Source organism: Enterobacter sp. E14S, from assembly GCF_055666685.1.
On the sequence record NZ_JBVODQ010000007.1, the window covers coordinates 137,592 to 153,172 of the forward strand.

The window sequence follows — 15,581 nt, forward strand, 5'->3', positions numbered from 1 at the left end:
TCCATGAAAAACATGAAGCTGGAGTGGAAAAGAGGTGACTGGGCGGCGTATTTCGGGTTGATGACCAACAACCTGACCAATTTGCTGACCATGATGGGGCTGCTCATTTTTGTCGTCGGCATCCCGAAGGAGATTGTTTATGGACGCATCGCGCCGGCCTTCGGGCTGGCGGTGCTGGTCGCGAGTATTTGCTACGCCTGGTTCGGCATGCAGATGGCGCGCGCCACCGGGCGTACGGATGTGACCGCGCTGCCGTCCGGCCCGAGCGCGCCGTCGATTTTTACAGTGACTTTCCTGGTGCTGATGCCGGTTTATCAGAAGACCGGCGATGCGGACTTCGCGATCCAGATTGGCCTGGTGTGGTGCTTCGTGGAGGCGATGATCCTCGCGGGCGGTTCGTTCCTGGGGGAAACCATCCGCAAGATGATCCCGCGTACCGTGCTGCTGTCGTGCCTCTCCGGTTTGGGCCTGCTGCTGCTGGCGATGAACCCAATGCTGCAGGCGTTCGAAGCGCCGACCGTGTCGTTCATCGTGTTGCTGCTGATCTTCATCAACTGGTTCGGTAAAAAGCCGATTTTCGCCCGTATCCCGACCGGCCTGCTGCTGCTGATTGCCGGTACGGCACTGGCGTGGATCTCCGGTCTGCAAAGCCCGGAAGCGATTAAAGCGTCCATGTCATCCTTCGGCTTTAACCCGCCGGAAGTGCACGTGGACAGCTTCATGCAGGGCCTGCCGCACGCGCTGCCGTATCTGGCCTCTGCCGTGCCGCTGGGGCTGGCGAACTACATCTTTGACCTGGAGAACATCGAAAGCGCCCACGCGGCGGGAGATGCGTACCCGACGCGTAAGGTGATGCTGGCGAACGGTCTGGCGTCGATGCTCGGCTGCCTGATGGGGAACCCGTTCCCGGTGACGGTCTACGTTGGTCACCCTGGCTGGAAAGCGATGGGCGCGAGCATCGGCTATACGCTGGCCTCCGGCGTGACCATGTTCATCGTGCCGCTGTTCGGGCTGGGGGCGTTTATGCTCGCCATCATTCCGATGACCGCCATCGTGCCGATTCTGGTGTTTATCGGCGTCGTCACCGCCAACCAGGTGGTAAGGGAAACGCCCAAAGTGGAGGTGCCGGTGATCTTCATCTGCCTGTTCCCGTGGATCGCCAACTGGGCGCTGACCATGATGAACAGCGTGATGGGGGCGGCGGGCACCAGCGCGGCGAAGATCGGCACCGACGTGCTGCACAGCAAAGGAATTTACTACGAAGGCCTGGTGCATCTCGGCAACGGCGCGCCGCTCGCCAGCATGCTGTGGGGCTGTATCGCCATTTTCGCCATCATCAACAAGCCGCTGCGCGGAGCCGTTGCGGCCGCCGTTGGGGCGCTGCTGGCGCTGTTTGGCGTGATCCATGCCCCGGTGGTGGGCTTTGCCGAGGGCAGTTCGCTGATGTTCGTCACCGCGTATCTGATGATGGGCGGCATGTTTGTGGCGAAGCATGTGCTGGATATCTCTGTTACTCCCCCTCTCCCTGTGGGAGAGGGCCGGGGTGAGGGCACCAGAACGCACCTTCTAAAGGACACAAAATGAAAGAGCTTATGGTCGTCGCCATCGGCGGCAACAGCATTATCAAAGACAACGCCAGCCAGTCGATTGAACACCAGGCGCAGGCGGTGAAAGCGGTGGCAGAGTCGGTGCTGGAAATGCTGGCCTCCGACTATGACATCGTGCTCACGCACGGCAACGGCCCCCAGGTGGGGCTGGATCTGCGCCGCGCCGAAATCGCCCACGAGCGGGAAGGGCTGCCGCTAACCCCGCTGGCAAACTGCGTGGCGGACACCCAGGGCGGGATTGGCTACCTGATCCAGCAGGCGCTCAACAATCGCCTGGCCGCGCGCGGGGAGCAAAAAGCGGTCACGGTCGTTACGCAGGTGGAGGTGGATAAAAACGATCCGGGCTTTACTCACCCTACCAAACCTATCGGTGCGTTCTTCACCGAGGCGCAGCGCGACGAGCTCCAACAGGCGCACCCGGACTGGCATTTTGTCGAGGATTCAGGCCGTGGCTACCGTCGCGTGGTGGCTTCACCGCAGCCGCTGCGCATCGTTGAGGCCGACGCCATCAAAACGCTGACGCAAAAAGGCTTTGTGGTGATCGGCGCGGGCGGCGGCGGAATACCCGTGATTCGCAGCGAGCAGGGCGACTACCAGAGCGTCGATGCGGTGATTGATAAAGATCTCTCCACCGCGCTGCTGGCGCGGGAGATCGGCGCTGACGTGCTGGCGATCACCACCGGCGTGGAGAAGGTGTGCATCAACTTTGGCAAGCGGAACCAGCAGGCGCTGGACACCGTCAGCGTGGCGCAGATGGCGCGCTACAGGGAAGAGGGCCACTTCCCGGCGGGCAGCATGCTGCCCAAAATCGTCGCCTCGCTGGAATTTTTACACCACGGCGGCAGGCGCGTGATTATCACCTCGCCGGACTGCCTGCCCGCGGCGCTGCGCGGGGAAACCGGCACCCATATCGTTAATGAAGGAAGATAAGATGAGTGAAAACAAAAGCCGCCGCGAATTTATCAGCCAGAGCGGCAAAATGGTTACCGCCTGCGCGCTATTTGGCGCCACCGGATCCGTCGCGTATGCTGCTGACTCCGCGAAGCCAACCTGCGAGACGGGCAAACCGATGAGCATCACCGCGAAACATTACTATCTGGACAACGTGCTGCTGGAGGCCGGGTTCAACGTCGACGGCGGCGTGGCGACGAGCACCCGCACCGAGCTGAAAACGCTGGAGATTAATGACGGGAAGATCGTCGCCCTGCGCGATAACAAGCGCCACGCCGACGCCACGCTGCCGCACTATGACGCAGGCGGCAAGCTGATGCTCCCGGCGATGCGCGACATGCACATTCACCTGGATAAAACCTTTTACGGCGGTCCGTGGCGCTCCCTGAACCGCCCCGCGGGCACGACGATTCAGGACATGATCCACCTCGAGCAGAAGCTGCTGCCGGAGCTACAGCCCTACACCCAGGAGCGCGCGGAAAAGCTGATCGACCTGATCCAGTCGAAAGGCTCCACCATCGCCCGCAGCCACTGCAATATCGAGCCGACCTCCGGCCTGAAGAATCTGGAAAACCTGCAGGCGGTTTTATCGCGCCGTAAGCCCGGCTTTGACTGCGAAATCGTCGCTTTCCCGCAGCACGGCCTGTTGCTGTCGAACTCCGAAAAGCTGATGCGCGAGGCGATGCAGGCCGGGGCGCACTACGTGGGCGGCTGGATCCAACCAACGTCGACGGCGCGATGGAGAAATCCCTCGACACCATGTTCCAGATTGCGCTGGACTTCGACAAAGGGGTGGATATCCACCTGCACGAAACCAGCCCGGCGGGCGTGGCGGCGGTGAACTATATGGTGGAGACGGTGGAGAAAACGCCGGAGCTGAAGGGCAAGCTGACCATCAGCCACGCCTTCGCGCTGGCGACGCTCAACGAGCGGCAGGTGGATGAGATCGCCACCCGCATGGCGGCGCAGCAGGTGACCATCGCTTCCACCGTGCCGATTGGCACCCTGCATATGCCGCTGAAGCAGCTGCGCGAGAAGGGCGTGTTCGTGATGACGGGGACCGACAGCGTGATCGATCACTGGTCGCCATACGGTCTGGGGGACATGCTGGAGAAGGCGAATCTTTACGCTCAGCTCTACATCCGCCCGAACGAGCAGACGCTCTCCCGCGCGCTCGGTATTGCCACCGGCGACGTGCTGCCGCTGAACGACAAAGGCGAGCGCGTGTGGCCGAAAGCGCAGGATGACGCCAGCTTTGTGCTGGTGGATGCTTCCTGCTCCGCCGAGGCCGTGGCGCGCATTTCACCTCGCACTGCGACGTTCCATAAGGGCAACCTTGTCTGGGGCTCGGTGGGTTGACGTGCATTTCTCCCTCTCCCTGTGGGAGAGGGGATGAAGGCATCAGGCCGCAGGCAATGCCGTATACTGGGAGACACATTCTTAAAGAGGGATCTGCCATGGCACAAAATATCTACGACAATCCGGCGTTTTTTGAAGGCTATGCCCGGCTTCCACGCTCGGTGCAGGGTCTGGACGGCGCGCCGGAGTGGCCTGCGCTTAAGGCCATGCTGCCGGATTTAACCGGCAAATCGGTTGTCGATCTCGGCTGCGGCTACGGCTGGTTCTGCCGCGCAGCCCGCGAGCTGGGCGCTGCTGACGTCACGGGGGTCGATATCTCAGAAAAGATGCTCGCCCGCGCAGCGGAGCTTACCGCTGACCCACAGATTCACTATCAGCGTAGCGATCTGGAATCTCTCAAGCTCAACGAGAACAGCCTCGATCTGGTCTACAGCTCGCTGGCGCTGCACTACCTGCCGGAACTGGATACGCTATTCGCCAGGGTTCAGCGCGCGCTCAAGCCCGGCGGCAGCCTGGTGTTCTCAATGGAGCACCCGATCTACACCTGCGCCACCCGTCAGGGCTGGCTGACCGACGATAGCGGCGAGCGGTTCTGGGGCGTTAATCGTTATCAGGATGAAGGCAAACGCGTCAGCAACTGGCTGGCGGACGGGGTGGTGAAATACCACCGCACGCTCGGCACCACGCTTAACGCGCTGATCGGGGCCGGATTAACGATAAGCGACGTCAACGAGTGGGGGCCAGAACAGGCGCAGATTGACGCCTGGCCCGCGCTGGCCGAAGAGGCGGAGCGCCCGATGCTGGTGCTGATCGCCGCCCGTAAGGCTCAGTAACCCACCTTATACACCCGCCCGCTTTGCACGCCTTCCACGCTGCGGCGATAGGCCTGCGCCACGGTCGCGGCGGGAACGCTCTCAAATCCCGGGAAGAAGCCGTCGTAGGTTTCGACGGATTCGGTGAGTACCGTCGGGCTAATCAGGTTGATGCGGATCCCGCGCGGCAGCTCGCAGGCTGCGGCGCGTACAAATCCTTCCAGCGCCGCATTTACCGTGGTGGCATTTACGCCCTGGGCAATTGGCTCGTGCGCCACGATGCCGCTTATCAGCGTAATAGAGCCGCCCTCGTTCAAATAATGCTGGCCGGTCAGCGCCAGGCGCACCTGCCCGAGCAGCTTGTCCTGCAGGCCCTGGTTGAAGTCGCTGTCCTTCATGGTCGCGAGCGGGCCAAAGTAAAGGCCACCGCTGGCGGAGACAATCGCGTCCACCGGGCCGATTTTCTCAAACAGCGCCTGGACGCTCGCCTGCGAGGTGATATCCACCTGCTCGTCGCCCTGCGTACGGCCGACGCGGATGACCTCGTGGCGACGACTCAGCTCTTCCGTTACCGCACGACCGACCGTACCGCTGGCACCAATAATGACGATTTTCATAGCCGACTCCTTATGTTGTGAGCCTTCATTCTTTAATAAATAAAAATGGAGATAAACTAGGCTAAAGTTAGAAGATTGCTAACCAGAGGTTTGGAATATGGATAAGCTTCGCAGCATGGAGACCTTTATTGCCGTGGTTGAAAGCGGCAGCTTTACCGGCGCGGCGTCACGGCTGGAGATGTCGGCGGTAATGGTGGGGAAATACGTTGCGCTGCTGGAATCACAGCTCGGCACCCGCCTGCTGGAGCGTAACACGCGGCGCCAGAGCCTGACCGACGCCGGGCGGGTCTATTTCGACGAGGCGAAGCGGGTGCTGGAGCAGGTCGCGATCGCCGAAAGCGCCGTGGAACGCCTGCGCGCCGCGCCGTCCGGCACCCTGCGCGTGACCGCACCCACCTCGTTTGGCGGCAGCGCGATCGCGCCGCTTACGGCCTCTTTTTTACAACGCTACCCGGAGGTGCGCATTGAGCTGGATCTCACCAACCGGATGGTGGATCTGGTGGAGGAGGGTATCGATCTGGCCATTCGCATTGGCGACATTCACAACGACGATCTGGTGGCGAAATACCTCTGCCCTTACCGGATGGTGATCTGCGCCGCGCCGGACTATCTTTCGCGCTACGGTATGCCGCAAACCCCTGCCGATCTGGTGGATCATCTCTGCCTGTCCCACAGCGTGTGGACCGCACGCAACGAGTGGCGGCTGCCGGGCGTCGAAGGCGAGGTGCGCTGGAAGCGGGATGCGGTCTTAAGATGCAACGACGGCTACGGGCTGCGGATGGCCGCGAGAGCCGGGGCGGGACTGCTGCTGCAGCCGGAGGTTCTGGTGGCGGAAGATCTGGAAAGCGGCAGGCTGGTGCGGGTGCTGGAGGCGTATATTCCGGCGCCGAGACCCGTGCATTTGCTGTGGCGTCAGGATTTACGACCTCTCCCTAAGCTAACGGAATTTATCGCCCATATTCTGCTAAGATTGGGCACACTATAAAAAAAGAAGGTATGCAAAGAATGTCTGTGAATAAACTCGCCAGCAGCGCGCAGGGCCTGCAATCATCTGCCATCCGTGAATTATTAAAACATAGCAAAATGGCCGGCGTCATTTCGCTGGGTGGGGGTATTCCTAACCCGGCCTTGTTCGATCACGAAGGGCTGAAAATTGCCGCTGATGCCGTATTATCACAGCATTTTGGTGAGGCCTTTCAGTACGGTCTGACCGAAGGCGTACCGGGGCTGCGGGAAGAAATTCAGCGCATCTGCGAAGGGCGCGGGATCCGCTGCAAGGCGGATGATGTGGTCGTGACCTCCGGTTCACAGCAGTCCCTCGACGTGCTGGCACGTGCATTAATTAACCCGGGCGATACCGTTGTGGTTGAGCGTCCAACCTATCTTGCTGCGCTGCAGGTCTTCGGCCTGGCGCAGGCGAATTTTGAATCCGTTGGCACCGACGGCGACGGTATGAAGGTCGACGAACTTGAGGCCCTTGCGGCAAAGAAAGCTATCAAAGCGGTCTATATCGTTCCAACCTTTGGTAACCCCGGCGGCGTGACGCTGTCTGAAGCGCGCCGTAAACAGCTGGTGGAATTATCGAAGCGCTATGACTTCGTCATTATTGAAGACGATCCGTACAGCGAAATTAATTATACCGATGAAGTTTTCCGCCCGTTAATTGCCCATGCCAAAGATATCGGCAACGAAGAGAACGTGGTGTATACCTCAACCTTCTCCAAAATTCTTGCTCCAGGAACCCGCGTGGGCTGGGTGCTGGTGCCGGAATGGCTGAAGCGCGCAGTAGTAAACCTTAAGCAAACCACCGACCTGCACACCAGCACGCTGTCGCAGCTGATGACGTATGAATACCTGAAAACCGGTCGTCTGGCCGATCAGATTAAAACGATCCGCGAAGCCTATCGCCAGAAATACCAGACGTTCGCAACCGAGCTGGAATCCGAGCTGGGTGATGTGATGTCGTTCCACAAGCCGAAGGGCGGCATGTTCCTGTGGGCGAATATGAAAAATGGTAGTAATACCACCCGCTGGCTGGAAAAAACGTTAAGTAACGGCGTAGTATTTGTGCCGGGCGAATTTTTCTACTGCAATGAGCCAGACCATTCAACGCTGCGTATGTCGTTTGTCACGCCAACGGATGAAGAGCTGAAGGAAGCGGTTCAACGCCTGAAAAAATCGCTGTAAAAGACCTGCGCATAATGGCTTTCCTGCCGTTATGCGCAATACGCGTTCAGGGCGGCACGGGCCGCGATCGTCCATGGAGATCTCCATGTTTGAATTTCTGTTCGGTGTCGTTACGCACACGCCCGCCTGGGTGTGGGTGCTGTTTATCTTCCTTATCTCTCGCGGCATTAAAGCACGCAGGCCTGCCACCGTTACGCTGGAGAGGCTTGCCATCATTCCGGCAATATTTCTAATCTGGGATATCTACGATCTGGTGGTCTACCGCACGCTGACGCCCGGAACTGTCGCATTGTGGACGGCGGGGATCTTCGCCGGAGCCGCGCTGGGGTATTTCCTGATTAAGCAGGCGGTTATCACTCGGGCAGATGCGCCGCGCAGCCTTTACCGTCAGGCAGACTACTCCGCGCTGCCGTTTATGATGCTGGCGTTCGGCGTCAAGTATGTGCTGGGCGTGATGAGCGCGGTCTCTCCCCAGACGATGCAGCAGCCCGCCATGAGCGCGCTGGCGATCGTCTCCGGCGGCGTGTTTGCCGGCGTGTTTCTCGGGAAATTTGCGCGTTACGTTGGGGTGTATAACAGTGCCGCACCGCGCCCGGCGGAGTAAGGTTATTCTGTCGCGTGTGCCAGCGTGCGATCTGCAGCATCGCCGCTGAGTGCTCGCGTGACTTCATGGATCCGCCAGATTTTCCCTTCACGCAGCGCGGCAAACAGGTAAACCTCGATCTCTGCCTGACGACCATTGGGATACGTGACCGTCACGATATGCCGGTCAGCCAGAAGTTCGTCATGACAGGCTATCTCCACCACGGTAAAGGCGATTGCGCGGATCTGTGAGCTGACGTGGCTCAGATGCTGGACAAAACCCCGGTAGTCAAGCGCGTGACCGTCCGTAAACTGCTGGTAATCGGGCGTAAATACCTCTGCCGGATCGATATCGCCGTTGAATAAGCGGGTTAACAGGCAGGCCATCTTTTCGCGCTGCGCGGCGTTGTCGGTGTGGGCTATCAGGGACGTGATAATGCTCATGTGGGCTCCTTATGTGGTGAATCACCATTATCCTTGACAGCCGAAGTCGCAGTTTCTCTAATACGCCGAAGAATAACGATTTTCGGTCAAAATGATATGGTCAGTGTTGAAACGCTCCTTCATCCCGGCGGGTACCGAACGCCCTGGCACAGTCATCGCACCGGCCAGCTGTGGCGCATTGCAACGGGGCTGCTGGTCATTGAGACGCAGCAGGCGCGAGCGGTCGTACCGGCAAAACACATCGGCTGGATCCCTCCGGATCGGCAGCACGCCGCTTTTTCCGAAAGTGCGGTAGAAGGCTGCGCTATCTTTCTTGACCCCGCCGGGTGCGCAATGCTTCCCGATGCGCCCGCGCTGTTCGAGCCCGACGATCTCACCCATGCACTGTTTTCCCGTTTATGCGATGCAGAGAGCGAGTACGATCCGCGAAAGCTGACCTTGCTGCTGGATGAGCTTGCCCTGACGCCCCAGGCTCGCTTTTCTCTGCCCGTGCCGACGGATCCGCGTCTGAAGAACGTGGTCAGCCATTTGCTGCAGTTTGTCGATGATAACCAGACGGTAGAGAGCCATGCTATTCATGCTGGGATGAGCGTGCGTACGTTCAACCGTCGGTTTAGCGCCCAGACCGGAATGAACTTTGTTAACTGGCGGCAGCTGGCTCGCGTCATGCGGGCAATGGAGTGGCTGGCGGCCGGGAAGCCGGTAGGGTGGATTGCGCTGTCCTGCGGCTACAGCAGCGTCAGCGCATTTATTGAGGTTTTCAGAGCATGGACCGGTAAAACGCCGGGGCAGTGGGTGATTAAAGAAGGCCCTTTTGGGCGAAGGTAATACGCGTGGCTGCGTTGAGATCCAGCTCTTTTAACGATTCCGGATTAACCCACGCGATCTCCTGAAACTCTTCATTAAACGTGACTTCCCGGTTGGCGCTGATGCAGTCGAAGATCAGATAGATCATGTAAATCTCCTCTGTGGTGCCATCGGCGTAGGTTTTCACCCTGATGTCATCGCGAAAGGCCCATGGCGTAACCGAGACAATCTCCAGCGCTTCGCCCAGCTCTTCGCGGATCTCACGGCGCAGCGCCTGTTCCATGGTTTCGCCCGGCTCCATTCCACCGCCGGAGAGAGCCCACTGGCCGGGGAACACGCCGCGATCGTTGGCCATTTTACACAGGAGGTAGGCACCGTCGTTCTGGATGATGGGGCAGACAATGGTTCGTTGGCGCATGATTTCTTCCTGAAAAAGTATTGATAGGTGAAGTGTTTACCGAATCAGGCTACATCCGGCTGGCCAGATTTTCGCTTAGCCATGACGTCCGCAACGGTCTTAATACGGCTTAGCTCCTCCTGCGTCCTGGGGTTGGATTGCGCTTCCCAGATATCGACGTTCAGCTGTAAGTTAAGCCAAAATTCAATCGTGGTATCAAAGGCTTTTGCCAGTTTGATCGCCATATCGGCAGTAAGCTTGCGATTGTTATTGACCAGCGCGCTGATGGTGTTGCGGTGAACATTGAGCATCTCCGCCAGATCGCTGATTTTCAGATTGAGCGGTTCAAGATACTCATACTGCAACACGTCGCCCGGCGTGGTGGGTTTGCGGAGTGCCTGTTGAAGTGTCATAGGTGATGCCTCACTTGTGTTGCGTGTACTTGTGTGGAGAGAGGTAGAGATCTTCTGCTTTACCCTCTGTCCAGCGAAATACGAGCCTGTATTGCCTGTTTACCCGGATTGAGGAATATCCCTTCAGCGGAGGATTCAATGCTTCATACATATTGCCCGGTGGCGATCGCAAATCCCTGTGCGAGGTTGCTGCCCTGATGATATCGAGCTTTCTCGCAAGCGCTGTTTCCAGATTTGCAGGAATAACATTGCTCGATCTGCCGTAAAGAAAAAAATCCTCAAGCCATTGATCCCGAAAATAACTAATCATAATGGTGCTGAGCTCCAGTCCTTGAAGCTGATTGAATAGTAATGCACTCCCGCACTGTGCGCAAGTGCGTTTTTGTCTGCGGTTAATATTACCTGGGCGATGGCTGAAGGGAAGTGGGATGCATGGCTAAAGATTAATACTCCGAGGTAGGTTCCAGTTCTGACGTGCGGTTAAATACCCGGCGGCGCTGCGCTTGCAAGGGCCTCCGGGTATGTAGGCCGGGTAAGGCGGAGCCGCCACCCGGCGATTGACTAGCGCTCCCTCAGCGCCTCTTTCGCCCGGTTAAACGGCTTGATCAGATAATCCAGCACCGTTTTCTCGCCGGTCTTAATGTCCACCGTCGCAATCATCCCCGGCACAATCGAGAAGTGCCTGCCCGCCTTATTCACCAGGTAATCCTGGCTGGTGCGGATAAACACCCGGTAATAGAACACTTCCGGCTTGGCCTCGTCCTGGATGGTGTCCGGAGAGATCGTTTCTACGACCCCGTGCAGGCCGCCGTAAATGGCGTAATCGTAGGCGGTGATTTTAACCAGCGCCTCCTGGTTCGGGTGGATAAAGGCGATATCGCGCGGTGACAGGCGGGTTTCAATCAGCAGGTGATCGTCCACCGGCACAATCTCCATCAGCTCGCCGTTAGGCGGGATCACGCCGCCGATGGTGGTGACCTTAATATTTTTCACGATCCCGCGCACCGGGGATTTTACCGTCAGACGGGTGACGGAATCCTGGCGGCCTTTGAGGATCGCTGAAACCATATCCACCTCCGCGTTGGCCTTGGATAACGCCTCGCGCGCCTGAACGTAATACTGCGAGCGTACGTCGGTGAGCTTCAGCTCCAGATCGCTTTTCTGCCGCTGCAGGCGCAGCACCTCCACGTGGCTGGCGGCGCCGGTTTTGACCAGCCGCTGGGTGATGGCCAGCTCCTTATTGGCGAGATCTAACGCGGCGCGCAGCTCCCGCTGGGTATCTTCCAGCTGCGCGCGGCGGGAGTTGTAGAGGCGCGTTTCGTCAGCAATCAGATCCGGCCACTTTGCCAGCGAAGGGGGAAACTTCAGCGGGAGATCGTTCACCTCGGCGTACAGGCGGGCGCTGGAGGCCAGTGAAGCCCGATAGCGCGCCGCGCTTTCGCCGACGTTCGATTCGGAACGCGTCGGATCGAGCCGCGCCAGCACCTGTCCGGCCTGCACCTGATCGCCCTCGTGGACGTTCAGCTCGGTGAGGATCCCGCCGTCGAGAGACTGTAAGACCTGCTCGCGCGAGCTGGGGATCACTTTACCCGAGCCGGTTGACACCTCATCCAGCACGCCAAACCACGCCCAGACGCCCAGCACCACAAACATCAGCAGCGAGAAGATCACGATCCGACGCGCGCCGGTGTAGCCGCTTTCGGAGTCGAGGGCGTTATCCAGATCGTCCATTGCCGCCACGTCACGCTGACTGATTTTCATTTTTCCACTCCCGTCCGGTTGCTGCCTGCTGCTGTTGCTGCTGCATACGGCTGTTGTTCAGCGCCTGGGCCTTTGGCGCGTCCATCACCAGCATCCCCTCTTTCAACACCACGACGCGATCCACCAGTTCCAGCACCGGTACGCGATGTGTGGCGACAATCAGGGTGCGATGCCCGAGCCAGTCGCCCAGACGCTGGATGAATTCCCGCTCGGTGTGCTCGTCCAGCGACGCGGTGGGTTCATCCATCAGCACAATATTCGGATCGCGCAGCAGCATCCGCGCCAGCAGAATCGACTGGCGTTGCCCGCCGGATAATCCCACGCCGTTTTCCATGATCGGGTAGTCCAGCCCCTTGGGCAGCTTCTGCACAAAGCCTGCCGCACCGGTCAGCTCCAGCGCCTCGAAAATCTCTTCGTCGGTGGCGCGCGGCATGCCGAGGGTGATGTTTTCGCGCAGGGTGCCGTAAAACAGCCGGGCGTTCTGGGTCATAAAGCCGACGTTGCGCCGGACGTCGGCGACGTCGAGGTGCGGCAGGCTGAAGTTATCAAGCCGCAGCTCGCCGGCCGCCAGATCCATCCCGCCCGCCATGGCCTGCAGCAGGGTCGATTTGCCCGCGCCGTTGCGTCCGAGGATCGCCACTTTTTCTCCCGGCCTGATCTCCAGCCGGTTAATGCGCAGCGCCATGCGCGGATCGTCCGGCTGATAGCGGAACTGCGCCTGCTCGAAGAGGTAATGACCGCGCAGCACGTCCTGGCGGATCGGCGTCTCCTCGCGCTGATTTTCGGTGGGAAGCTGCATGATGCTGTCCAGCCCCTCTTTTACCGCTTTGACCTGCTGCCAGCGCGCCAGCACACCGCACAGCGTCGCCATCGGGGCGATCATGCGGGAGGCCAGCATCGACGCGGCGACCACCGAACCGGTGGTCAGGGTGCCGTCGATCACCATCGGGGCGCCGACCACAATCACCCCGGCGTAGACCAGGCTCTGAATGGTCATCCCCCAGCTGATCAGGTTCTGCGTCAGCTCGCGGGTGCGCAGGCCGGATTCCGCGGTGATCTGGATATAGCTGTTCCACTGCTGCAAAAAGCGGTTTTCCGCCTGCATCAGCTTGATGTCCTCCAGCCCCTGCACGCTCTCCACCAGCACCGCGTTGCGCAGGGTCGATTCATGGGCCGACTGCTTTGCCAGCTCCGCCAGCTTCTTCTGCAGCAGCAGGCCGGGCAGGACCATGATCACCGCCGCGACCGGGGCGATCCACGCCAGCTGCGGGGCGATGATTGCCAGCACCACCACGAACAGGAGAAAAAAGGGCAGATCAACAATCGTCGAGATGGTGGACGAGGTCACCATCTCGCGGATCTGCTCCAGCTCGCGCAGCTGAGAGATAAAGCTGCCCGTGGAGCGGGGGATTGCGCTGTTGCGCAGCCGCAGCGCGTGGCCGAAGACGCGATCCGAAACGCGCATGTCCGAGCGCTTGCCGAGCAGATCCATAATGTGCCCGCGCGCCACGCGCAGCACAAAACCAAACAGGGTGGCAATCAGCACCCCGATGGTCAGGACGTAAAGCGTCGGGTAGGACTGCGCGGGGATCACCCGGTCGTACACCTGCATGGAAAAGACGATCCCGGAGAGCGACAGCACGTTGATAAAGAGGGCGGCCAGCATGACCCAGCTATAGGGACGCAGGTCGCGCATCACCAGCCGGTAGAGCCAGTCCGGGCGGTATTTTGAGATATAGGCATCCACGCGGCTGTCCTTCAGTGCGGCGAGTGGACGCAGGGCAATGACGTGGCGGATAGCGGGCAGCATCGCCGTCATCGACAGCCGGTTGGTGTAGGTCTCATCGTCGAAAAAGCTGACCTCCAGCGTATCGTCCCCGTCGAAATGCTCGATCACGCCGATCCTGCCGTCATGCATCGCCACCACCACCGGCAGACGCCAGCTGTTGATCGCCTGCCGATCGTCGGTAAGGAGCTGAAACGACAGCCCCGCTTCGCGGGCCAGCTGGGTGAGGGCGGGCACCATCGGTTTGCCTTTCAGCCACGGCGCGCCTGCGATCAGCGCGCCGGGCGAGCAGGCGACGCGGTAGCGCGTGGCGACAAAACCGAAGGCCTGCGCCCACTGCGCCAGCGCCTCATCCGTCATGTTTTCACCTTGCGGGATATCACGCTGTTTCATGGCTGGATCTCCACGGTCTGGATGGTGCGGTTATCAAGATCGAACGCATGACGCAGCTGCCCGGTGTTATACAGGCAGTTGAGCTGCAGCTGGTGCAGCTGACCGAGGGTCTGCTGCTGGGTGAAGCGTGCCTGGTAGACCTCCTGCTCGGCGTTGAGCACGTCGAGCAGGGGGCGCGAGCCGAGATCGAGATACTGCTGCTGGTACAGTTCGCGGGTGCGGGCGCTGAGGGCTTCCTGGCGACCCTGGATTTGCAGCGTGCTTTGCAGGCTCATCACCTGGCTGCGGGCTTCCAGCAGCTTCTGGCGGACGTCAAGGCGCGTACGCTGAACGGTGGACTGCGCCGCCTCCACCGCGTGTCCGGCAGCGTTACGCCGGGCGGTGAGGCCGCCGCCCTGATAGAGAGGCATCTGCACTTTCACCCATGCGGAATACTGGGTGCGATCCCGGGTTTCGCTCCCCGCGTAGCGATCGTTCATGTAGTGACGCACCTCCGGCTCCAGCGAGACGGTTGGCGTCATCTGCGCGTCGGCGTAATCGAGGTTCGCCTGGGCGACGTTAGCCTGCGCCCAGGCGGCAAGTACCGCGGGCACCAGACGGTCATCCGGCTCGGCAATGTCGCAGCTCCGGCCCAGCTTTTGCGGAAAGTCATTGCTGATTGCGTTCAGGCTGTTCCAGCCGAGAAAGCTCATCAGCGTGGCGCGGGCGCTGTCCAGGCTGGCCTGGTACTGCATCAGCTGGGCGCGCGCGCCTTCGATACGGGCATCGGTTTGCACCACGTCAGAAAGCGACGTGGCCCCTTCGTCGTTACGCTGGCGGGTCAGCGTGCCAATGGAGGAGAGGGCGTCGAGCTGCTCTTTAGCGGTCTCGACCATCTGCTGCCAGGTTTGCACCTGCACCATGGCGATGGCGGTATCGTGGGCGATGGTGTCGATACTCACCAGCACGTTGGCCTGCTGCTGGGCAACGCCCGCGCTCTCGGCCCGCACCTGGCTGTCCACTTTGCCAAAGTCGTAGAGCATCTGTGAGAGAGAGAGCACCAGCGACGGGGTAAAGCCGTTCTGATCGCCGTCATGGGAAAAACCGTTGTCCACGCCGGCATTAATCTGCGGATAGTATTTTGATTTAGCGACGTCCACCTCTTCGCTCTGCTGGTAGAGTTTTCCCACGGCTTCGCTGATGGCCGGGTGCCAGGTGACGGCGCGGTTGACGGCATCGCCAAGCTGCAGCGAACCGGGGGCGGCTTTGCCAGCCGCAGGTGCGACGCGGCCATTGAGCGAGGGGAGTTCCTGCGTTTCGCGAAGCTGCCCGGTATTGATGATTGCCGCCGGGTTCGCGCAGAGAGCGGGCACAGATATCAGGCAGCACGAGAGCCACCAATGAGGCATCTTCATTCCCATGTCATGTCCCTATTAAAAAGAGTACGGCTTTATTATTTATGCCCGGGCGCTGTGCGCCCGGGTTA

General features: G+C 60.0%; 15 protein-coding genes and 1 pseudogene. 8 read left to right on the forward strand and 8 right to left on the reverse strand.

Translation table 11 applies throughout. The annotated features are described in order from the left end of the window. The first annotated feature begins 3 nt into the window (after positions 1-3). The 4 genes and pseudogenes from ACZ6J2_RS15490 to ACZ6J2_RS15505 all read left to right on the forward strand — a co-directional run bounded on the left by ACZ6J2_RS15490 (position 4) and on the right by ACZ6J2_RS15505 (position 4,750). Positions 4-1,584, forward strand: a complete 1,581-nt coding sequence (locus ACZ6J2_RS15490) for a xanthine permease (RefSeq protein WP_471726114.1) — start codon at positions 4-6, stop codon at positions 1,582-1,584. Continuing rightward, positions 1,581-2,537: a carbamate kinase family protein gene (locus tag ACZ6J2_RS15495; protein ID WP_471726116.1), complete on the forward strand. Its 957-nt coding sequence runs from the start codon at positions 1,581-1,583 to the stop codon at positions 2,535-2,537. Before ACZ6J2_RS15490 ends, ACZ6J2_RS15495 begins: the two co-directional genes overlap by 4 nt. A gap of 1 nt (position 2,538) precedes the next feature. Beyond that, positions 2,539-3,917, forward strand: a pseudogene (locus ACZ6J2_RS15500) (amidohydrolase family protein). Between the two features lie 98 nt (positions 3,918-4,015). Then, a complete protein-coding gene (locus ACZ6J2_RS15505; protein WP_471726118.1) occupies positions 4,016-4,750 on the forward strand; it encodes a class I SAM-dependent methyltransferase in 735 nt (244 codons plus the stop codon). On the opposite strand, the gene ACZ6J2_RS15510 is transcribed toward ACZ6J2_RS15505, so the two are convergent. After that, positions 4,744-5,346, reverse strand: coding sequence for a short chain dehydrogenase (locus ACZ6J2_RS15510; protein WP_023308908.1), 603 nt, complete (start codon positions 5,344-5,346; stop codon positions 4,744-4,746). The genes ACZ6J2_RS15505 and ACZ6J2_RS15510 overlap by 7 nt on opposite strands. A gap of 97 nt (positions 5,347-5,443) precedes the next feature. On the opposite strand from ACZ6J2_RS15510, the gene ACZ6J2_RS15515 reads away from it, so the two are divergent. From ACZ6J2_RS15515 to ACZ6J2_RS15525, 3 genes are all read left to right on the forward strand, one after another. Continuing rightward, the gene (locus ACZ6J2_RS15515; RefSeq protein ID WP_471726121.1) at positions 5,444-6,331 is read left to right on the forward strand and encodes a LysR substrate-binding domain-containing protein; all 888 of its coding nucleotides are present in this window, start codon (positions 5,444-5,446) and stop codon (positions 6,329-6,331) included. A gap of 20 nt (positions 6,332-6,351) precedes the next feature. Next, the gene (locus ACZ6J2_RS15520; protein WP_471726122.1) at positions 6,352-7,533 is read left to right on the forward strand and encodes an aminotransferase-like domain-containing protein; all 1,182 of its coding nucleotides are present in this window, start codon (positions 6,352-6,354) and stop codon (positions 7,531-7,533) included. An 85-nt stretch (positions 7,534-7,618) separates the two neighbouring features. Beyond that, a complete protein-coding gene (locus tag ACZ6J2_RS15525) occupies positions 7,619-8,137 on the forward strand; it encodes a DUF6622 family protein (RefSeq protein ID WP_471726123.1) in 519 nt (172 codons plus the stop codon). Positions 8,138-8,139: 2 nt separating this feature from the next. Here the strand turns inward: ACZ6J2_RS15525 and ACZ6J2_RS15530 are convergent, their stop codons facing one another. Beyond that, positions 8,140-8,559, reverse strand: a complete 420-nt coding sequence (locus tag ACZ6J2_RS15530; RefSeq protein WP_471726124.1) for a nuclear transport factor 2 family protein — start codon at positions 8,557-8,559, stop codon at positions 8,140-8,142. Between the two features lie 96 nt (positions 8,560-8,655). Here ACZ6J2_RS15530 and ACZ6J2_RS15535 point away from each other — a divergent pair, with 96 nt between their 5' ends. Continuing rightward, positions 8,656-9,387: a helix-turn-helix domain-containing protein gene (locus ACZ6J2_RS15535; RefSeq protein WP_471726126.1), complete on the forward strand. Its 732-nt coding sequence runs from the start codon at positions 8,656-8,658 to the stop codon at positions 9,385-9,387. Here ACZ6J2_RS15535 and nudI read toward each other — a convergent pair. The 6 genes from nudI to ACZ6J2_RS15565 form a co-directional block, all read right to left on the reverse strand. Further along, positions 9,359-9,784: a nucleoside triphosphatase NudI gene (gene nudI / locus ACZ6J2_RS15540; protein ID WP_471726128.1), complete on the reverse strand. Its 426-nt coding sequence runs from the start codon at positions 9,782-9,784 to the stop codon at positions 9,359-9,361. The genes ACZ6J2_RS15535 and nudI overlap by 29 nt on opposite strands. A 44-nt stretch (positions 9,785-9,828) precedes the next feature. After that, on the reverse strand, positions 9,829-10,176 hold the full coding sequence (locus ACZ6J2_RS15545; RefSeq protein ID WP_033146339.1) for a HigA family addiction module antitoxin: 348 nt from the start codon (positions 10,174-10,176) through the stop codon (positions 9,829-9,831). A gap of 10 nt (positions 10,177-10,186) precedes the next feature. Then, positions 10,187-10,486: a type II toxin-antitoxin system RelE/ParE family toxin gene (locus ACZ6J2_RS15550; protein WP_033146338.1), complete on the reverse strand. Its 300-nt coding sequence runs from the start codon at positions 10,484-10,486 to the stop codon at positions 10,187-10,189. A gap of 251 nt (positions 10,487-10,737) precedes the next feature. Further along, positions 10,738-11,907 carry a beta-barrel domain-containing protein gene (locus ACZ6J2_RS15555; protein WP_086374946.1) on the reverse strand — a complete coding sequence of 390 codons (1,170 nt, stop codon included), beginning with the start codon at positions 11,905-11,907 and terminating at the stop codon, positions 10,738-10,740. A 10-nt stretch (positions 11,908-11,917) separates the two neighbouring features. Beyond that, a complete protein-coding gene (locus ACZ6J2_RS15560; protein WP_471726129.1) occupies positions 11,918-14,116 on the reverse strand; it encodes a type I secretion system permease/ATPase in 2,199 nt (732 codons plus the stop codon). Further along, positions 14,113-15,516 (reverse strand): TolC family outer membrane protein, encoded by a 1,404-nt coding sequence (locus ACZ6J2_RS15565; protein WP_471726130.1) that lies wholly within the window; start codon positions 15,514-15,516, stop codon positions 14,113-14,115. The genes ACZ6J2_RS15560 and ACZ6J2_RS15565 overlap by 4 nt, the downstream gene beginning before the upstream one ends. Positions 15,517-15,581: the final 65 nt, after the last annotated feature.

Excerpts from the sequence above, each read along its gene's own strand:
- ACZ6J2_RS15490 (WP_471726114.1), top strand. The coding sequence starts at position 4 with ATGAAAAACATGAAGCTGGAGTGGAAAAGAGGTGACTGGGCGGCGTAT.
- ACZ6J2_RS15495 (WP_471726116.1), top strand. The coding sequence starts at position 1,581 with ATGAAAGAGCTTATGGTCGTCGCCATCGGCGGCAACAGCATTATCAAA.
- ACZ6J2_RS15505 (WP_471726118.1), top strand. The coding sequence starts at position 4,016 with ATGGCACAAAATATCTACGACAATCCGGCGTTTTTTGAAGGCTATGCC.
- ACZ6J2_RS15510 (WP_023308908.1), bottom strand. The coding sequence starts at position 5,346 with ATGAAAATCGTCATTATTGGTGCCAGCGGTACGGTCGGTCGTGCGGTA.
- ACZ6J2_RS15515 (WP_471726121.1), top strand. The coding sequence starts at position 5,444 with ATGGATAAGCTTCGCAGCATGGAGACCTTTATTGCCGTGGTTGAAAGC.
- ACZ6J2_RS15520 (WP_471726122.1), top strand. The coding sequence starts at position 6,352 with ATGTCTGTGAATAAACTCGCCAGCAGCGCGCAGGGCCTGCAATCATCT.
- ACZ6J2_RS15525 (WP_471726123.1), top strand. The coding sequence starts at position 7,619 with ATGTTTGAATTTCTGTTCGGTGTCGTTACGCACACGCCCGCCTGGGTG.
- ACZ6J2_RS15530 (WP_471726124.1), bottom strand. The coding sequence starts at position 8,559 with ATGAGCATTATCACGTCCCTGATAGCCCACACCGACAACGCCGCGCAG.
- ACZ6J2_RS15535 (WP_471726126.1), top strand. The coding sequence starts at position 8,656 with ATGGTCAGTGTTGAAACGCTCCTTCATCCCGGCGGGTACCGAACGCCC.
- nudI (WP_471726128.1), bottom strand. The coding sequence starts at position 9,784 with ATGCGCCAACGAACCATTGTCTGCCCCATCATCCAGAACGACGGTGCC.
- ACZ6J2_RS15545 (WP_033146339.1), bottom strand. The coding sequence starts at position 10,176 with ATGACACTTCAACAGGCACTCCGCAAACCCACCACGCCGGGCGACGTG.
- ACZ6J2_RS15550 (WP_033146338.1), bottom strand. The coding sequence starts at position 10,486 with ATGATTAGTTATTTTCGGGATCAATGGCTTGAGGATTTTTTTCTTTAC.
- ACZ6J2_RS15555 (WP_086374946.1), bottom strand. The coding sequence starts at position 11,907 with ATGGACGATCTGGATAACGCCCTCGACTCCGAAAGCGGCTACACCGGC.
- ACZ6J2_RS15560 (WP_471726129.1), bottom strand. The coding sequence starts at position 14,116 with ATGAAACAGCGTGATATCCCGCAAGGTGAAAACATGACGGATGAGGCG.
- ACZ6J2_RS15565 (WP_471726130.1), bottom strand. The coding sequence starts at position 15,516 with ATGGGAATGAAGATGCCTCATTGGTGGCTCTCGTGCTGCCTGATATCT.